The organism is Paenibacillus sp. FSL H8-0283 (assembly GCF_045040675.1).
Classification (GTDB): Bacteria; Bacillota; Bacilli; order Paenibacillales; family Paenibacillaceae; genus Paenibacillus; species Paenibacillus amylolyticus.
The window spans coordinates 609,728-628,352 of sequence record NZ_CP150295.1; the positions used below are offsets into that span (position 1 = coordinate 609,728).

Annotated in this window: 14 protein-coding genes; 5 read left to right on the forward strand and 9 right to left on the reverse strand. The window is 46.2% G+C overall.

Annotation, left to right across the window (positions count from 1 at the left end; genetic code table 11):
• Window positions 1-620: 620 nt before the first annotated feature.
• From MHI52_RS02885 to MHI52_RS02900, 4 genes are all read right to left on the reverse strand, one after another.
• A complete protein-coding gene (locus tag MHI52_RS02885; protein ID WP_405158407.1) occupies window positions 621-2,273 on the reverse strand; it encodes a methyl-accepting chemotaxis protein in 1,653 nt (550 codons plus the stop codon).
• 26 nt (window positions 2,274-2,299) lie between these two features.
• Window positions 2,300-3,307 (reverse strand): BMP family protein, encoded by a 1,008-nt coding sequence (locus MHI52_RS02890; RefSeq protein WP_405158408.1) that lies wholly within the window; start codon window positions 3,305-3,307, stop codon window positions 2,300-2,302.
• Between the two features lie 368 nt (window positions 3,308-3,675).
• Window positions 3,676-5,286: a gamma-glutamyltransferase family protein gene (locus tag MHI52_RS02895; RefSeq protein ID WP_405159349.1), complete on the reverse strand. Its 1,611-nt coding sequence runs from the start codon at window positions 5,284-5,286 to the stop codon at window positions 3,676-3,678.
• Window positions 5,287-5,410: 124 nt separating this feature from the next.
• A complete protein-coding gene (locus MHI52_RS02900; RefSeq protein WP_036607429.1) occupies window positions 5,411-6,310 on the reverse strand; it encodes a glucose 1-dehydrogenase in 900 nt (299 codons plus the stop codon).
• 155 nt (window positions 6,311-6,465) lie between these two features.
• On the opposite strand from MHI52_RS02900, the gene fosB reads away from it, so the two are divergent.
• Both fosB and MHI52_RS02910 read left to right on the forward strand, forming a co-directional pair.
• On the forward strand, window positions 6,466-6,885 hold the full coding sequence (gene fosB, locus MHI52_RS02905) for a metallothiol transferase FosB (RefSeq protein ID WP_036607427.1): 420 nt from the start codon (window positions 6,466-6,468) through the stop codon (window positions 6,883-6,885).
• A 141-nt stretch (window positions 6,886-7,026) separates the two neighbouring features.
• Window positions 7,027-8,838: a S9 family peptidase gene (locus tag MHI52_RS02910; protein ID WP_405158409.1), complete on the forward strand. Its 1,812-nt coding sequence runs from the start codon at window positions 7,027-7,029 to the stop codon at window positions 8,836-8,838.
• Window positions 8,839-9,022: 184 nt separating this feature from the next.
• Here MHI52_RS02910 and MHI52_RS02915 read toward each other — a convergent pair whose 3' ends face one another.
• Together MHI52_RS02915 and MHI52_RS02920 are read right to left on the reverse strand one after the other, a co-directional pair.
• Window positions 9,023-10,057, reverse strand: coding sequence for a phosphotransferase family protein (locus MHI52_RS02915; protein ID WP_405158410.1), 1,035 nt, complete (start codon window positions 10,055-10,057; stop codon window positions 9,023-9,025).
• A 21-nt stretch (window positions 10,058-10,078) separates the two neighbouring features.
• On the reverse strand, window positions 10,079-11,053 hold the full coding sequence (locus tag MHI52_RS02920) for an SMI1/KNR4 family protein (RefSeq protein ID WP_405158411.1): 975 nt from the start codon (window positions 11,051-11,053) through the stop codon (window positions 10,079-10,081).
• Window positions 11,054-11,265: 212 nt separating this feature from the next.
• On the opposite strand from MHI52_RS02920, the gene MHI52_RS02925 reads away from it, so the two are divergent.
• Both MHI52_RS02925 and MHI52_RS02930 read left to right on the forward strand, forming a co-directional pair.
• On the forward strand, window positions 11,266-11,982 hold the full coding sequence (locus tag MHI52_RS02925) for a helix-turn-helix domain-containing protein (protein ID WP_127547744.1): 717 nt from the start codon (window positions 11,266-11,268) through the stop codon (window positions 11,980-11,982).
• A complete protein-coding gene (locus MHI52_RS02930) occupies window positions 11,957-12,361 on the forward strand; it encodes a DUF6516 family protein (RefSeq protein ID WP_405158412.1) in 405 nt (134 codons plus the stop codon). The genes MHI52_RS02925 and MHI52_RS02930 overlap by 26 nt, the downstream gene beginning before the upstream one ends.
• 108 nt (window positions 12,362-12,469) lie before the next feature.
• Here the strand turns inward: MHI52_RS02930 and MHI52_RS02935 are convergent, their stop codons facing one another.
• Together MHI52_RS02935 and MHI52_RS02940 are read right to left on the reverse strand one after the other, a co-directional pair.
• Entirely contained in the window at window positions 12,470-13,501 is a 1,032-nt protein-coding gene (locus tag MHI52_RS02935; RefSeq protein ID WP_036607380.1) for a ribonucleotide-diphosphate reductase subunit beta, read from the reverse strand.
• A gap of 407 nt (window positions 13,502-13,908) precedes the next feature.
• A complete protein-coding gene (locus tag MHI52_RS02940; protein ID WP_405158413.1) occupies window positions 13,909-16,227 on the reverse strand; it encodes a ribonucleoside-diphosphate reductase subunit alpha in 2,319 nt (772 codons plus the stop codon).
• A 773-nt stretch (window positions 16,228-17,000) separates the two neighbouring features.
• Here MHI52_RS02940 and MHI52_RS02945 point away from each other — a divergent pair.
• Entirely contained in the window at window positions 17,001-17,327 is a 327-nt protein-coding gene (locus MHI52_RS02945; RefSeq protein ID WP_017690882.1) for an MTH1187 family thiamine-binding protein, read from the forward strand.
• Window positions 17,328-17,433: 106 nt separating this feature from the next.
• Here MHI52_RS02945 and MHI52_RS02950 read toward each other — a convergent pair whose 3' ends face one another.
• Window positions 17,434-18,558, reverse strand: coding sequence for a PsbP-related protein (locus MHI52_RS02950; protein ID WP_405158414.1), 1,125 nt, complete (start codon window positions 18,556-18,558; stop codon window positions 17,434-17,436).
• Between the last annotated feature and the right edge of the window lie 67 nt (window positions 18,559-18,625).

Consider the following 18,625-nt stretch of genomic DNA (forward strand, 5'->3'; position numbering starts at 1 on the left):
ACCTGAAAAACCGGACTAAATTAGGGAATAGAATGCCTGAGATTCGTTAGATTTTATAATCTGCAATTAATGGCCCAATAAGGTTTGCACGGTTCGTTAAACGTTTGGATCTGAAACGCTGATGTCTTATTATCTATATAAGTTGAACTAAAGAATATTTACACTGGACACTCCGGTGACAGAACAACCTTCCGATCGCTGTTATCCCCAGTTTTTTATAAATTAGGAAATCCGGGATAGCGTATGCTTCCGAGACGGCTTTCTTTCAAAAAGCTGTTAGGCGAAGTATATGCTTCCGAGGCAGCTTTCTTTCAGATAGCTTTTAGCTCCGCTTCTTCTGGTTCTTTCTGTCCTCTCCGTTTCGTGTAAATGTTTAGTTCAATTTATATACTTTCATATCTTTGAAACGAATTAATGGTTGGATGAAACAACGATTAGTTACTGAAAAGGGGAGCCCTGTCATGATGCATGACGGAGGCTCCCCTTTATTTGTTTGTATGTTCATGCTACCTGATCCTGGCTCGGCTATAACCTGCCCATAACATGCCTATAATCTGCATCTAACCTGCATCTAAACGACATCCGACCTACGTCTGGCCCAAGTTCTCGCGGCATCCTGCTTACAGCCGGAATCGCAGCAGTTCCTGATGCATCTCTGCACTAATATCACGCAATGACTTCACCTTGATACTTGCATCAGCGAAGGAACGTTGTTGTTCCGACGTGGAGGCGGTGATCTCTTCACTGCTGGCAGCCGACTGCTCGGTGATGGCACTGATATTTTCGATGGCCTGTTGCACCTGTGTACTGAGTTCATTGGATTGTTGCATGTCCTCAGCAAGCTGATGGATACCCGTACTAATGCGCTCCACACTTTCACGAATAGCAGAGAAGGATTCGCGAGTCTGGCCAGTGGCTTGTTCCTGTTCGCCGAATAACTGCATGCTTTGTGCTACAGAGTTCTTCACCTTGTCCATGGAGGTTGTGATCTCGCCCACAGCCGCATAGATATGTTTGACCGATTGCGCAGATTGTTCGGCGAGTTTATTCACCTCGCCCGCAACAACAGCGAAGCCACGTCCAGCTTCTCCAGCGCGAGCAGCCTCTATGGAGGCATTTAACGAGAGCATGGTCGTTTGTTTGGCAATCTCCGATACATATGCCGTCATCGTAGTGATCCGAACCGCGCTTTCTTCCAGTTCCCGCACCGTTTGTTCTACCTCGGCCATCGCCATACGATTCACTTCGGCCAAGCGGAGTTGCTCCGCTACAGCCTTATTACCTTCCTCAACGGTAGTTAATACTTCACGACCATCGATTACCGATTGGGAAGTGGCCTCCAGATTGCTATTGAAGGTAGACTGCATTTTGTCCACAACCATCACTGTTTCACTCAGATCCTCGGCAATCTTTTGACTGCCAATCGAGAGTTCCTCCGTGGTGCGGGATACTTGCTGCACGATCGCTTGGGCTGTATCATTGCCACGGTCAATATCTTGCGCCATCAAATCGACACGATGACCCGCTTCACCAATCGACTGAATAATGCCGCGGATATTAAAAGTCATGATACCGAAGGAGCGACTCAGGTCATCGAGTTCATCTTTGCCCCGAGATTCCGGTAATTGTCCGGTTAGGTCACCGTCCGCAATTTGTCCCGCAGCGTCTTTGAGTGTTCGAATACGCTTGGCGATCTGACGTGAAGTATACATATTAAACAGCATCACGGCGACAAGCAATACGATGGCTCCTACCAGAGCGGTTTGCCACGTTTGCTGAATGTCACGTTCCAAATCGACGGTATATTGATCATAACGATCCCGAGTCATCTCATCTAACGAATAGATATCATTCTGTATGCCCCGAACCCGAGTGCTGTAACGTTTCGCTTCCGCACTGTTCATCGCACTCATCGCTTCGGTGGCTCCCTGGTTGAGAGCTTCTAATTTTGTCTCGATGGACTGAATAAGTTGTAACTGCTGATCTGTTTCGAGCAATCCGTCCGTAAGCTCCTGAATCATCGTTTGGCCTTCATCCAGCAAGCGAAGCACGGCGTCCTGGTTTCCTGCTGTCATGGAGAATGAGTAGACATCCAGCGCTTGCTGGGTCTGAATCTGATTGGCGTTCAGTTCACTCACCTTGAGCATGGCTGGTACCAGATTTTGATTTTTGGCATTCATGTTGAGCAATTGCATGATGATATAAGCGACTAGCACAAGGCATAGAAGTAGTGAAATTAGAGCATTAAGTATCAGTTTTCCCTGTAGTTTCATGTGCGTACCTCCTTGTATCCGATGGGTTATTGATCAAGCGTAATTTTGATTTGACCGGAAGAGATCTTTGCCTTCAGATCTTCGAAGGTTTGCTGTTGTTCATCACTGAGCGTGATATTATGTAGAGCAGTCAGACCCACGGCGTTCTCCGCCAGCCCCTCCACGATTTCCTTTTGAGGGAAGGTATGATTGTTTTGAACAAACGTGTTAACGGCATTATAGATAGAGACATCCACATTTTTCAGCATGGACGTAAGAATGGATTTTTCCGCCAAAAAGAATTGATCGGTATCTACACCGATGGCGTATTTCCCTAATTTCTGAATCTCCGTCAGTGCGCCTACGCCTGTGAGACCGGCAGCAACGTAGATCACGTCAGCGCCCTTTTCCTGAATCATCTCTGTAGCCAGTTGTTCACCCAGCTCGGCATTGCCAAAGTCCCCTGCGTAGACGACATCAACGGTTGCATTCGGCTTGACAGCCAGAACACCTTGTTTAAAACCCTGCTCGAAATTACGAAGGACCGGTATCTCTATTCCACCAAGGAAGCCAACATGATCTTCCGTTGAAGCCATAGCGGCAATAACACCTGCCAGATAACTTCCTTCTTCCGCCCGGAATGAAATGGAGGCAATGTTAGGCAGTTCGGACTGACTGTCAATCATGAGGAACTGCTGGTCAGGATATTTGGCTGCAACTTTCTCCATATCCGCTTGGACAGCATCACTCAGGCCGATAACCAGATCGAATTTGGCTTGCGCAAACTCTTCAAATGCAGCTTCGGCATTGTCGCCCGGTTCACGATAGTCAAAGACAATGCTTTTCTCATTTCTGGCCTGAACCAGTCCATCAAAAGCAGCATCATTAAAAGAACGGTCACCCAGACCCACTTCCGTAAGCACGATCCCAACCTTTGTTCTTGTGTCTGTTGCCGTTGTTGTATTGTTGGCTGAACATGCCCCCAGGATCAGTACCGTCAGGATCATCATTATGGTGAGACCTAGACCTGCGCGTCTGTTCTTGTTTGTTTTCATGTGTTGGTACCCTCATTTCTGTAGTCGCATTTTTCTGTTTTGCATGGTTCCTTAGCTCCAGGGAATGACGTGTACATGATGACACGTATGGTGAGGATTTCCCTTTATCTATATCGGTTAGAAAGGCACTGTGATTTATGGTATGTAGTGAAAATTTACGAAAAAATAAATATTTTTCATAAATTACACATTATTTTTACATTTCTTTGGTTAAAAGGGTACATAAATATCTACAGTATGTTGTTTACTGACGTTAAAAGTCCCAAAAAGGCACAACAGAGATGACATGAATCATCTCTGTTGTGCCTTAAAAATTCACCCTATACGAATGATAAGGTGATTATCCTATTATAAAAATTACGCGAGTTTTACCAAGCCGCAATCGAGCCATCCGCTCGGGTTTCCGTACCCCCGCATAATACGCCATTGTCCGGGTTGCGCCAGATGATCTGACCGCGTCCAAACTGGGATGGATCGAGTGCCACTTGAATATCATGTCCTTTGCGGGCGAGTGCCTGTGCAATGTGCTGCGGGAAACCCGGTTCCACGAGAATTGTTTTGCCCTTCGTCCACTGCCAGCGCGGAGAATCCAAAGCGGCCTGTGGGTTCAGGTGATAATCGATTGTATTCATGACCACCTGCACATGACCCTGCGGTTGCATGAAACCACCCATGACACCGAATGGCCCAACCGCTTCGCTGCCACGGGTGAGGAACCCCGGAATGATCGTGTGATAGGTTCGTTTACCTGGCTCCAGGGCGTTGGCATGATTAGGGTCCAGTGAGAAATTATGTCCGCGATTCTGCAAAGCAATGCCTGTTCCCGGAACAACGAGTCCAGACCCGAAGCCCATATAGTTACTCTGGATAAACGAAACCATGTTGCCTTCACCATCAGCCGTAGCCAGATACACCGTTCCACTTGCACGTGGATCACCTGCCTCAGGTGCTCGTGCGGTATCACCAATGAGTTTGCGCCGTTCTTCCGCGTATGCCTCGGACAGCAGTTCCTCCACCGTCACACCCATTTTGCGTTCTTCAGTAATATATTTCTCCCCATCGGCAAATGCCAGCTTCATGGCTTCAAGTTGCTGATGATATGCTTGAACAGATTCTTTCTCGTCGAACTCGTAACCTTTCAACAGATTAAGCGCCGCGAGAGCAATCAATCCTTGTCCATTCGGCGGAATCTCCCATACATCGTAACCACGATAGGAGACGGAGATGGGATCAACCCACTCCGGCTGAAAAGCCTTCAGATCTTCGCGAGTCAGATAACCACCGTGCTCTGCCATAAAGGAATGAATGCGCTCTGCCAGTTCTCCTTCGTAAAAGTCTCGCGCTTCGCTCTCGCCAATCTGGCGCAAAGTCGCCGCGTGATCCGGCGAGCGCCACATCTCTCCAGCTGCGGGAACACGCCCGCCTGGAGCAAATGTCTCAAACCACGCACGCCCTGCCTCCGCATCACCCTGGCGTGCATAGATCTCGGCTGCCCTTGCCCAGTGGCGGGCCAGCCCAGGCGCAAGCGGATAACCTTCCTCCGCATAGCGGATGGCCGGTTCCAGCGCTTCCGCCAGCGTGAGTCGCCCAAAACGGCGGCTCAGCTCAGCCCAACCCGCCGGTGCGCCAGGCACCGTCACCGGAACAACCCCAAGCTTCGGCATCTCCGTATGGCCTGCCGCTTGAAGCGCCTCAATGGATATGCCCTGAGGCGCGGGGCCGCTGGCATTCAGGCCATGCAGTTTGCCCTCGGTCCAGACGAGGGCAAAAGCATCGCCTCCAATGCCATTGGACGTTGGCTCCAGCAGCGTGAGTGCTGCCGCAGTTGCAATGGCGGCATCGATGGCATTGCCGCCTTTTTTCAATACATCCAGACCGGCTTGTGCAGCCAGTGGCTGAGACGTGGCGACCATGCCTTGTTTCGCATACACAGGCACGCGGTAAGAGGGGTACGGTTGGTAGAGTGGATCGAAGTTCATCAGGTTGTTCAGCTCCTTGTCGCTAGATGTCAGGCTCCGGCATAACCGGATCATACTCCTAACCCTCTTCGCAACTGGACAACCGATATCCTGCCACACCTGCCAAATCCAACCTGACATCAGTTTATGTCGTTACCATATCGCCGCCATTTACATGAATGCATTCACCTGTGACGTAGGATGAATCGCGGGAAGCGAGATAAACGTAGGCTGCCGCCAGTTCGTAAGGCTGACCAGCTCGACCCATGGGCGTATCTGTTCCAAATACCTGTACATCCTCAGCGGAGAAGCTGGCAGGGATGAGCGGCGTCCAGATGGGTCCCGGGGCGACGGAATTCACACGGATTCCCTGTGCAGCGAGCGATTGGGCGAGTACACGAGTCAGCGATACGACGGCTCCTTTGGTAGAAGAGTAGTCGATCAGTTGGGTGTTGCCTTTATATGCTGTAATGGAAGCCGTATTGATAATGGAGGCACCTCTGCACAGATGGGGGAGAGCGGCCTGAATCAGAAAGAAATAAGCGAACACATTGGTCTGAAAGGTGTGATACAGCTGTTCTTCTGTAATATCAACGATGCTTGGCTGCACATACTGTACGCCATGATTGTTGACCAGAATATCGATCTTCCCGTAGGTTTCCATGGTTGTGCGAATGACGGCTTCACAGTTTTTCTTTAAGCGGAGATCAATCTCGATTAAGAGACAACGCTGTCCCAGTTCTTCGATCCGTTCACGAGTCCTTTCGGCATCTGTCCGTTCATATAGATAAGCAATGACGATATCCGCACCTTCCTTGGCAAAAGCGATGGCGGCCGCCCGGCCGATTCCACTGTCACCACCCGTAATAATGGCAACTTTACCTTGGAGTTTGCAGCTACCGATATAGGCAGGATCTTCACTGATCGGTTCAGGCACCATCAGGGTTTCCAGACCAGGTTGCTGGTCCTGATGCTGGGGTGGAAATGCCAGCTTTTGCTCCTTGCATACCGTTTTCTCACCATAAAAAGGATAGACAGGATTCATTCGCTTTACATCCTCCTCGAACGTTCATTGATACGGATAACCTATGCATTCGCCCAGAAGAAGGTGCGGGGGGAAACAGCAGAGCGGTTGTTTTTTGCACAGAATATACCATAATAAGGATAGATCCTTAAATCGATGGAGGTGTCAGGAGCCACATGAATATTCAAGGAATTAATCATTTGTGTTTTTCCGTATCCAATCTGGAGCGGGCCATTACCTTTTATGAGCAGGCTCTCGGTGCCCAAATTCAGGTAAAAGGACGCAAACTGGCTTATTTTGAGCTTGCCGGTCTCTGGATTGCCCTGAATCAGGAGGATGTTATTCGCAACTATACGGAACGAACCTATACCCATATTGCATTTACCGTTACAGAAGAGGAGTTCGACGCGTCTGTGCAGCAGCTGCGAGCAGCGGGGGCAGACATTCTTCCCGGAAGGCCAAGAGATCCGCGGGATGCATTATCCGTTTATTTTACCGACCCGGATGGTCATTTGTTTGAACTGCATACAGGTACGATGAAGCAAAGGTTGGATTATTATCGCGAAGACAAAGATCATATGACCTTTTATACGTGAGTTTCATGTGCAAATCGAGAAAATCTGGAATTATAACTCACATATCTATTGTCTAAACATTGGCATTACCTATAATATGGACAAATGGTACCTTAATTTACCAATGTTAAATTCGTTGGTTCAATTCCAAGGAGGTTTGTCATGATTCAGTTTCCTAAACCGGATGTCGAGCAATATTTTCAGACGTACCGTATTTCGCATTTTGCCGTATCGGCAGACGAGAAACGTTTGTTCATGGACAGCAATCTGAACGGTCAGCCGAATATTTGGGCGATGGATTTGCCTGGAGGATACCCGTATCCTTTAACGTACTTGAATCAGAGCAGTCAATTTATCAAAGCAGACCCACAGGGGCGTCATCTTCTTACCGCGTTTGATCGGGATGGAGATGAGAACTATCATCTATATGCACTCCCACCCGAGGGTGGTGTTCCACTGCCTGTGGTTCCGGCGGAACCGAATGATCGCTGTTATTTCGCTGAGTTGTCCGAGGATGGACAACGTCTCTATTTTGTTACCAGCGCGGGTAATCCGAATTATCTGAATTCACGCCGCATCGATCTGGAGACAGGGGAAGATGAACTGTTATACAGTGGAGAAGAGGTTACGAGCAGCCTGGTTGCTGTAAGTCCTGACGAGATGAGTTATGTCATTTTAAAAATGTACTCCAATACGTATCAGACGGCGCATCTGTATCGTAACAATGAAGAAATGGTGATTCTGCCAGTCTCAGAACGTTATAGTCAGGTATCTGATCTGATTTTTGCAGATGATAATCGTCTTCTGTTCATTACCAATGATGACTCCGCATACGCCTATGTGGCTGAATACCGTATCGATACCCGCGAATTCCGCTTATTGTGCAGAATCGAAGGGGAAGATGTGGAGTTTATCCGCTGGCATCAGGCTTCCGAGACCTTATATTTCTGGACACTTACAGGGCCGGAGAATCGTATGTACGTATTGGGCAAAAATGCCGATGAGCCTCGGCGCATAGAGATGCCGCTGGATACGATAGAGCAGGTGAACGTTACAAAGGCTGGCAATGTGTATATCCTCGGACGTGGAGCGATCCAACCGCATAACATTTATCGCAAAATAGCAGGTGCTGAGTCCTGGGAGCCGCTGACTGCCAATCGGGTAACCGGACTGGACCCAAGTGATCTCGTGTACCCTGACGTTATTCAGTATAACTCCTACGACGGACTGGAGATTGAAGCTCTCTTGTTCAAAGCAAAACCAGAGCAGGCCAATGGTTACACCGTATTTTGGCCTCATGGTGGGCCGCAATCTTCCGAAGCAAAGTTTTTTCGGCCGATGTTCCAGATGATGCTCGCTCAGGGCTATCATATCTTTGCACCTAACTTCCGGGGCAGTACCGGGTATGGTGCGGAATTCGTTAAATTGGTTGAGCGGGATTGGGGCGAAGGCCCAAGGCTGGACTGTGTTGCCGGAATCAACTGGTTGTTTGATCAGGGGATTACCTCGCCAGAGCGGTTGTTTGTGGTAGGTGGAAGTTATGGGGGATATATGACCCTGTTATTGGCAGGTCGCCATCCGGAACTGTTTCGGGTAGCGGTCGATATTTTTGGGCCAAGTAACTTGTTCACATTCCTGGAATCCGTGCCGGAAGACTGGAAACCGATGATGGATAACTGGCTGGGTGATCCGGTCCGTGACCGCGAACGTTTAACGAAGGATTCACCGATTACGTATCTCGATCAGATGGTGAACCCAATGTTGGTCATTCAGGGTGCTAATGATCCAAGGGTCGTGAAGGCCGAATCCGATCAGATCGTGGCCGCGCTCCAGTCGAAGGGACTTGATGTGGAATACATCGTTTTGGATGATGAAGGTCATGGCTTCTCCAGGAAAACAAACGAGATTCTTGTGTACCGCCGGATGCTGGAGTTTTTGCAGAAACATCAGGAGTCACCCGTTGCACAAGCTTAAGTTGAGAGATTCCATCGTTGACTTAAATATAGTGAGATGAGGAAAACCGCCAAAGATCAAGGATGATCTCTGGCGGTTTTATACGTGCGCCCGCATGTTGGGCGCTATGTATGGAACGATACATATGTTAGTTTGGAAGGCCGCTATCCATTGAGCGACCTGTCCAAATCTACTAACTAATCTACTAATCTAACAATGCGACAATCGAATTAATGGACTGCTGCGCCCACTGTGCAAAAGGCAGGTCGGCTGCCCACGTCACTTGTCCTGTCGCTTTGGCTTCCCCCCACCACAAGATACGTTGATAGAGCAGATGCATGCGGAGACGTGTGCGGAAGTGTTGGCATTTCTCCTCATTTGCTGCACAGACCAGATCCCGGTAGCAGCGAAGGAACTGTGCGGCCAGTTCTGGTTGACCCTCACGAACATACCTGGTGGATATTTTGGTGAGGTCTGCTGTTCCGTCTCCGAAATAGGCCGTTGTAAAATCGAACAAACCACTAATCTGCCACCCTGAAGAACGGTCGTCCAGATTTTGAATCAGAATATTCTCGACCTTGAAGTCTCCCATAACAAAACACGGAACAGCTCTGGACCGAAATGCCGGTTCAGCATTTTTGAATTGCTCGTCCACCCACTGAACATCTTCATCCGTAATCACCGAGTACTGTTCAGCATCATGTAACCAGTGACGAATGGTTCCGTACAACCAGTCCAGATAATCGCCTGCAAAGGAAACAATCTGCTGTGCTACAGGATCATATTCCCCGGCATCAGGCACCTTCCAGCGGTGCAGTTCAGCCAAAGTATGGGCAAACATACAGGCAATCTCTTCCTGATCTTGCTGTGACAGCGAAGCCTGGAATGCTGGATCATACAGGTGATTCCCGGGCAGGCGTGGCATTATGGCATAACTCCAGCCTAGCAGATGGGTATCTTCATGTAATAAATATGGATCAGGGACAGGAATGGACGTATGTTTTGCCAGTTGTTCTACAAAGAACTTTTCTTCCTGTAACTGTCCTGCATATAAAGGATTGCCTTTTAGAATATACTCTCCACGGGAAGAGCGAATGAGCAGTGTCTGACCCATAACACCTTTATCCGTTCGTCGATAATCTTCAAGAGTTCCCAGGTCAAGCTCATTCAGCGCATCCTGTAATAAAACTGCGGCCACTTCGCCAAGTTGATTGGAACCAAAATATATACGGGTTGTCATATGGCCAGACCCTCCTGGGTGTTAATCCTCATTCTCTTCGTCAGACAGGTCATACGTATCCTCATCGACCAATCCACGGATGAAAGCTTCAAAATTGGGCGCAAGATATGTAATCTCATAATCATTTTCCTGATCGACATGAACTACACAGGGTTCACCTTCAGGGCCGCAGAAGCGATAATCCAGCATAACAACATCATGACCAGCGGATGGACAATCACAGATCACAATCCCCAGGTCGGGGTATCCCCAATCTTCGATCATGAACCGACTTCCCAGCTCACCAGCGAGTGCGTATATTTTATCGTGTCCAATTCCCATAATGCTTGAAATGGCAATGTGATCCTCAGCCCAGGAAGTAGCTTCTTTGGTGGGAAATACAGTGAGCGCAGGGATACCGCCGTTTTGCGTATTCATCAGTTGAATATAGGAAGCGGGCAACTTGTAACCCAATTCCTTCTCAATAGTCAAAATCTCTTCTTCATCAAAAGGTTTTGATACATGATTTTCCTGGGCATAATCACTCTGTACCCAGAACGTTGCGGGATCATAAGTCCCTGAAGCGGCTCTTAGATGGTTCTGTATACCGCTCTGCTCGAATGCGGCAAGCTCCTCTTCATGACGCTGGCGATCTTGACGCATCTTGTCCGCTTCGGGACGAATCTCGCGAAGGAATTCAAGGGTAGATTCATCATGGGGCAGAAGTTCATCAGCTCTCTCAAAAGCCAGTAATGCCTGTTCATAACTCGCTATATGACAGTATGCATAACCCAAACGGTATTGCCAGAGCGGGTCGTTTACTCCACGCTCCTGGACAGACAACAAATGTTGAATGGCTTCGCGGTAACGTGCGTCATTGTTATAGGCTCTGGCGAGTTGACCAATCAGATCATAATCCCGCTCTGAGACGGGGATTCGTTCAATATGTTCAATAATGAGACTGAATTGGTCCTGCTCATGCCACAAGTTGATTTGATCCAGCAGTTCTCTTTCCATGAATAGGCCTCACTTCCGTAGGAGGGGTATGAATCTCTTTCATTATATAATAAGTGTGTGTTGGTTGGAGAATGTATAAATCAAGCTCTTCGTAGCATACTGTTTAAGTATACTTTAAGTTTGATCTATAAAGTTTAATTTGTGTTTAACTTTGTTTAAGTATGATGTTGAAAGTTAAACTTTACTATCCTATACTAGGAGTGTGAGGTGAGATGGATATGGGAATCACAAGAGTTGAGAAGAATATATTTAGTCAGAACACGGATGAGATTGCTTCTGAGTTAGTTCAGAGCTTGAGTAATTCGGATAATAGTATTTTACTGTTCAAAGTGCTGGCACTTGCAGTCAGAAATAATGCTGAATTTGTTCGTAACCTGGATGAATCTATCTTTGAAGATGCTGATATTTTTAGAGAAAAGTATGTTACTCTTCTCAAACATGCGTTAAGTCAAGCAGTGGATGTACCGACAGGAATTACAGACAGTGGTGTTCCTTCTATTCCTTCTATTGAAGTTGTACATTCTTATACTCCTAAAGAATTATCTGTATTTTTTGGAGTGAGTATTACGACGATTTTTAACTGGATTGATCAAGGCCGTTTTATGGGGATTCAAAGAGCCGGGTCCAACAAACATAATCTCATCCCAGACGATACTACATATGTATATGGATCAGGTAAGAGAACGACGATTAAAGAGATTGTGACTATGTGGAAAAAGGAAGAGGCAGAACGCCAATCCACAATAGAAGTCAGTGACCTGGATTACCACACAGGGCAAATTGCCTTATATGAAGATAAATACAAAGGGGAATTCGAACGGACACTCGGAACTAAATTGAACTTAACACCTGAAGAAGAAACCGATGCACAAGTTTGGAAACACCATTTGGGGAGGCAGCGTCTTGGCTTTAAAGATACCGAAAAGTAATTTTCGTTTTATTGAGAATGATTTTTCAGATATTATGATGGAGATTCGAGATGGTGCCCAGGGTCTTCCAAGCAGTGCTAGAACTATTCGTAAAACAATTGTCTTTAATGATTTATCGAAGATGTACTGTGTAGAGGAGATAGATCGAAACGGGGGATTCATCGAGTTATATTGGTATGATTGGTATGATGATCAAAAAGAGTTGATTATGAAATTCCATGCTCATTATCATCCTGATGAAACACCTGCTAATATTACGATGTATGACCCGTTTCATATTCATACGGTAAATGAGAGAAGATTGAATAATGAAAAATTTCAAGAATTATATACGATTCTTGAATTTATTAGATTAAGAAATATCTCTATTAAATTATAATAGTTCAACGCTAATATGATGTTTGTACATACGAATTAAACAACACTCCCTGAACTTAGGCATTATAGCCACAGTTCAGGGAGTGTTGTTTTTATAATCTATTCTTTATTACAAATCGTCAAATCCGTTATCGTCGCCAACTTTACCGTAGTTACGGGATTTAGCTTCGAAGAAGTCTGTTTTGGTTGCATTCAGAGCTTCATCGGAGAATGGTTTGATCCAAGGCATGCAGTTTACATCCACACCTTCATATGCTTTTTCCATACCCATCAGACGCAGACGTTTGTTGGCGATGTACTTGATGTAATCTTCCAACTCGTTCAGGTCAATACCGCGCACGTTGCTGAGTGTGTAATGTGCCCAGTTGGTTTCAAGCTCAACAGCACGATGGATGGTTGTGTATACGTAGTCCATGTTCTCAGGTGTGTTCAGTTCAGGGAAGTCCACCAGCAACTGTTTGTACACTTCAGCGAAGAAGTAACAGTGTTGGTTTTCATCCCGCTGGATATACGAGATCATCTGGCTGGTTGCCATCATTTTCTGGTCACGGGCCAGGTTGTAGAAGAACGCAAACGTACTATAGAAGAAGATACCTTCGAGTACCAGATCGGCGACCATAGCCTGGAAGAACGTCTGTGGAGAAGGCTCGTCACGGAATGTTTGGTAAATGTCTGCGATGAAACGGTTACGGTCAAGCAGGACTGGATCATGTTTCCAATATTCAAAAATTTCCTTTTGCTCCCGATCAGATACGATCGAAGACAGAACGTAGGAGTAGGATTGGTTATGAACGACTTCCTGTTGTCCGATAATGGCCGAGATCGCTTCGAGTGAAGAATCGGTAAAGTAACGTTTTACGTCACCAACAAACATCGTTTGCATAGAATCAAGTACCGCGAGCAGAGAGATGTTGATTTTAAACGTACGTTGCTCTTCCTCGTCCAGTTGAGCAAACTGGGAAGCATCTTTGGACATTGGAATCTCGTCTGCGATCCAGTGGTTAAGTAGCAGTACTTTGTACAATTTGTACATATGAGGCATACGAATGTCGTTCCAGTTCAGGATACCGGAGCATTCACCTTCAATAATACGGGTTGATTGGTTAGGGGCTTCGGTGTTAAAAATTTTCTGTACTTGCATTGTTCCGTTCACTCCTTGAATGAATTTGCACTGTATAACTACGATGACAGAACAACCTTCCGATCGCTGTTATCCCCTGATTTTTTGATTCCCTCTTTTAAAGGGGAAAATCCGGTGATAAAGGCGAAGTGTATGCTTCCGAAGTAGCTTTCTTTCAGAAAGCTTTTAGCTCCGCTTCTTCAGCTTTGTTCTGTCCTCTTCGTTATCGTGTAATCATTAATTCTTTTATATATATTAGGGTTGTATAATGTGGCATCTATATCAACATCTTGCGATGCTGTGATCGTGTTTTAGGTAAAAAAGAACCAGGGCAACGCCATTTTGCAATCAAAACAGGATGCCCTGGTGGTCACCTCGAATCTAGTAAATCTTCTCTATCATGGATAAAAGCGTAACTTGTGCAAAAATCAAGATTCTTCAATCGTTAATGCACGGCTACGAACATAATAAGTTGATTTCATGCCGGCTCTCCAGGCGTGCAGATGCAATTCCAGGAATTCTGTTGCTTTAATATCTGGTCGAACATAGAAGTTGAAACTTTGTCCCTGATCGACGTGGCGCTGACGGGCAGCCGCCATATTAATGGAAGCATGTTGGTCCACCTGGAACGCTGTTTGGTAATAAGGGCTTGTTTTTTCGGACAGATCCGGAGCCGGATTGGCAATTTTGTAAGTTGTTTTCTCTTCATAAGATAACAGCTCATAGAGCGGATCAATACTAGCCGTTGAACCGGCAATAATGGACGTGGAACCGTTAGGTGCAATGGCGAACAACCAGGCATTACGTACACCGTTTTGTCGTACTTCGGCTTGAAGTTCTTTCCACTGTTCGGTTGTCACGAACTCGCCTACGCGCTCACCTGATGTGTACTCGCGTTGGTCGAAGTAATGACCACTTTCCCAATCGGAACCTTTGAATTTCGGATAATGTCCTTTTTCTTTAGACAGCTCCATACTGGATTTCACGAGCAGGTAGTTAATTTTTTCATACAGATTATCGTTATACGTTACAGCTTCGTCAGACTCCCAATGAATGCCTTCGAGAGCAAGCAGGTGGTGAAGTCCAAACGTTCCCAGACCGACTGCTCGATATTGACTGTTGGTATATTGGGCTTGTAGAACTTCAATGTTGTTAATGTCGATAACGTTGTCCAGCATGCGCACCTGAATTGGAACGAGACGCTCCAATACATTATGAGGTATAGCACGTGCCAGATGGATGGAATTCAGGTTGCAGACAACAAAGTCGCCAGGCACTTTGGAAATCACGATGCGAGTTTGTCCATCCTTGGTTACGAGTTCTTCCTTTTCAATTACAGTGGCAGACTGGTTCTGCATAATTTCGGTACACAGGTTGGAGGAGTATACCATACCGTGTGCACGGTTAGGATTCGAGCGGTTAACCGTATCCCGGTAGAACATGTATGGCGTACCTGTCTCCAGTTGGGATTTCAGTACACGCTTCATGATGTCAATCGCCTGTACTGTAATCCGGGACAGCAATGGGTGATTCACCGCTTCTTCGTATTTATCACGGAACGCACCTTCGCCAAAGGACTCATCATAGAAATCTTCCAGTCCGAGTGCACGACCATTCTCGTCCTTCCAGCCCATTACTTTCTTTGTTTCGTGTGGACAGAACAAGCTCCATTCGCCGCGGCTAGACACCCGTTCCATGAACAAGTCAGGCAGACAGATGCCATGGAATACGTCATGCGCACGCATACGCTCGTCACCGTTGTTCAGCTTCAGATCGAGGAAGGCCAGAATGTCTTTGTGGAAAACGTCCAGGTACACGGCAATGGCACCTTTACGCGTACCGAGCTGGTCTACGCTGACCGCTGTATTGTTTAGTTGGCGAATCCAAGGGATTACACCGGAACTTGTATTTTGGTGACCACGGATATCCGAACCACGAGCTCTGACTTTGCCGAGGTAAACGCCGATGCCGCCACCCATTTTGCTCAGACGAGCTACATCCGTGTTGGAATCGAAGATACCTTCGAGTGAGTCGTCCACCGTATCAATGAAGCAGCTGGAGAGTTGACCGGCTACTTTTTTACCTGCATTGGACATCGTAGGAGTAGCTGCAGTCATGTACATGTTGCTCATGGCCCAGTATGCTTCCTTGACGAGATCCATACGTCTCTCGGCAGGCTCTTGGTGCATTAGGAACATGGCGATAACCATGTAACGCTCTTGCGGCAATTCCATTACTTTTCCGTCAAAATCGTGAGCGAGGTAACGTTCTGCCAGTGTGAGCAAGCCGATATAATCGAAGAGCAGATCGTTGCGGTAGTCAATGCACTCAGCAAGTTCGTCGATCTGTTCTTTGGTGTAACATTCCAGTAATTCTTCGCGGTAGATACCTTTCTTCACGAGATCTACAAGAAGAGGGTGGAATGCGCCATAAGGCTCGTCCGGGTAAGACTTGTATCTGCGGTTGGTAGCCGCTTTTTTGTAAAGGGAAGTGAGCAGGGAGCGCGCCGCTGCAAATTTCCAATTAGGCTCCTCTTTAGTTACCAATTCCAGTGCGCTCATGATAAAAGCGTTGCTGATTTCGTCTCCGGTAACTTCATCACGGCGGAGCTTGCTGTTTACCCCACGTACCAGACGTTCCTTGTCCAGCATTTCCAGTCCTTCCAGAGTACGGTCGGCATATACCGAGATGCGCATATCATCAAAGGCAAGCTGGCGGTTGTTCGGCTTGGTCACAACTTGTGGCATGAATATTCCTCGCTTTCGCATGTTAAAGAGATAAATTGGAGAAATTCTTTATATAAAGAATTGAGTGTTGTCTTACGGTGAGAAAAAGGTAAAGGTTGCTTTTGGCAGACTGAAACGGCGGTGACAAGTTCATGTCTTAAATCGCTCAACTTTAGGAGCACAAAACAGCACAATTCAGAACATGCTCATATAAAAAGCATTCTCCCGCCTCGCGGCTGAAAATGCCCATGGATGCTCTGGCTTCCTTACTGTCTTAGAAGTTCTGGATATCGACAGAAAAGGGTGCTTATGTAAGCTTTGGTCTATTGCAGATGTGCCTGTAGTTTGAGGATACCGGATGCAGTCCAAACAGCCCCGTTAACCTCCATGTCAACTCTGTTTCGAGAAAGCGATTTACACCTACAGGGACGTGCCTTTGGAGGTGATTCCATCCTGTTTTTCGCGAGAATGCAGAAGGTGACTAATAGAAGCGGAGAAATCTAGTGTTACTACATTTTGTAGCTGTCAACATACTGTAACCCAACATATTGTGTTTGTAAAGTGGGCCGATACAGTAAAACGTAATTCCGAGTATACCATTTAAGCCAGGAATCCGCAAAGGAAAAGGACTGGAAGATTTGAAGATTTATCAAAAAAAAATTTTGAACAATTTGAATGACGTCTTCACGTCAGTTTGAATTGTAACGCATTCAACTGGTAGAATAAAAATAGTCAAAAATCGACTAAAATTAGCGGCAGCGGTTGTTCACGGGGCCCAGAGGAGGCGGAGCAAAATGGCAATAGCAGAAGTGACTGTAATTCCAATCGGAACGGGTACAACCAGTCTAAGCAGTTATGTGGCGGACATGCAAAAGGTATTGGAACATCAACGGGGCATTACATATCAGTTAACTTCCATGAGCACCATTATTGAGGGACCGCTTAACGAGATCTTTACAGCAATTGCGGCTCTGCATGAAGCACCGTTTTTGTCAGGAGCTCAGCGTGTTTCCACATCCGTCAAAATTGACGACCGTCGTGATAAACCGGATGCCTCAAGTATACAGAAGTTACAATCGGTTCAGGATAAACTGACGTCACTTCAGGCAAGACCTAATTAATGGTTTATAGTTAACGTGAATTTCTGACATCTATAAACTGAAAGACAAAAAGACCAGCTTAACGTTCATTAAGCTGGTCTTTTTGTATACTCATTTAACATTTTAATTAATCTGCAACTACCAATGAGGCTCCAATCAACGTGGCGTTGGTGTAACCACCGCCAACATTTTCAAAAGAGAAGTTGGTAATTGGAGCACCGATCACAGTAGCGTAATCGCCGTCAAGCAGATCTCCAGTCGTTGCAGGGTACAACGCTATAATATCGTTTCCGTTCTCATCCATGACATGAACGATAGAGAAGGTTGCTCCGAGAGAGCTATCTTCTTCAACGGAAATGACTTCCCCGTTAACTTGTACGAAAGTATTGTAATAGTTGGCTACATTTTTATTCAGATGACGGGTCGTTACATTGGAGTCAACGAGCCCCTGTACCTTTTTACTTAGTTCTGCCGTAATGGCTGGGAATACATCGTTATGTTTACCAAAGAAATCATAAGATGCCTGCTCCATAAAGGCTGTGTCTTCTGTAATGTACGGAGTTAACTCATTAAAGAAATCCGCTGCTGATGCTGTGGCAGATGAATTTCCAGTTGTTGCAGTTGGTGCTGTTTGCTCCAGAGAAGTAGTAATGCTTAGGGAATCAAGGATATCTTTGATCTCATCCTGATTATAAGTATCCTTGGCGTAGGTCAACGTCATGGTATAGAGTTCTGTATTGGTCGGAATCAGATACTGCACAAGGATAACATCTGTACCCGAGGAATGCTTATAGGCTCCTTCCAAGACACCAGCGCTATATTCTTTATAAGGCTTGTTTGTGTAGCTGGTTTTTTTATAATCGGAAATGCCGATGCTTGAACCGCTTTGTGTGTAATAATCCACTATATTATTGGCGTATTCTTCAGGATTAATTGAACCGGTTGAGCTGGCCTCAATCGTCAGATTCATATTATCTGCAAATGTGGCTGCCGAAGATTGGTCTGAAAAAGCAGCTTTAATGGATGGAGCATTCATTTGACTTGTATCTACGCTTTTCCAGGATTCAGGATATGCAAAAGAAAATCCTTCTCCACTATATGTAGTGTATTTCGTAGCTTTTGCTTCTGTTGAGACAGTTTCAGTTGCCTTGGATGCTTCGGTCGTTTGGCTATTGGTTGTTGTGTTTGTTTCTGAATTACCACAAGCAGTAAGCAATGTGGCTAATGCCAAAATCGTAATAAGTTTCTTCATTATGTCTAATTTCTCCTAATGTGCTTCCCATCGGTTGGGATTTTTTCTAAGGTCATCATTTCGTTTG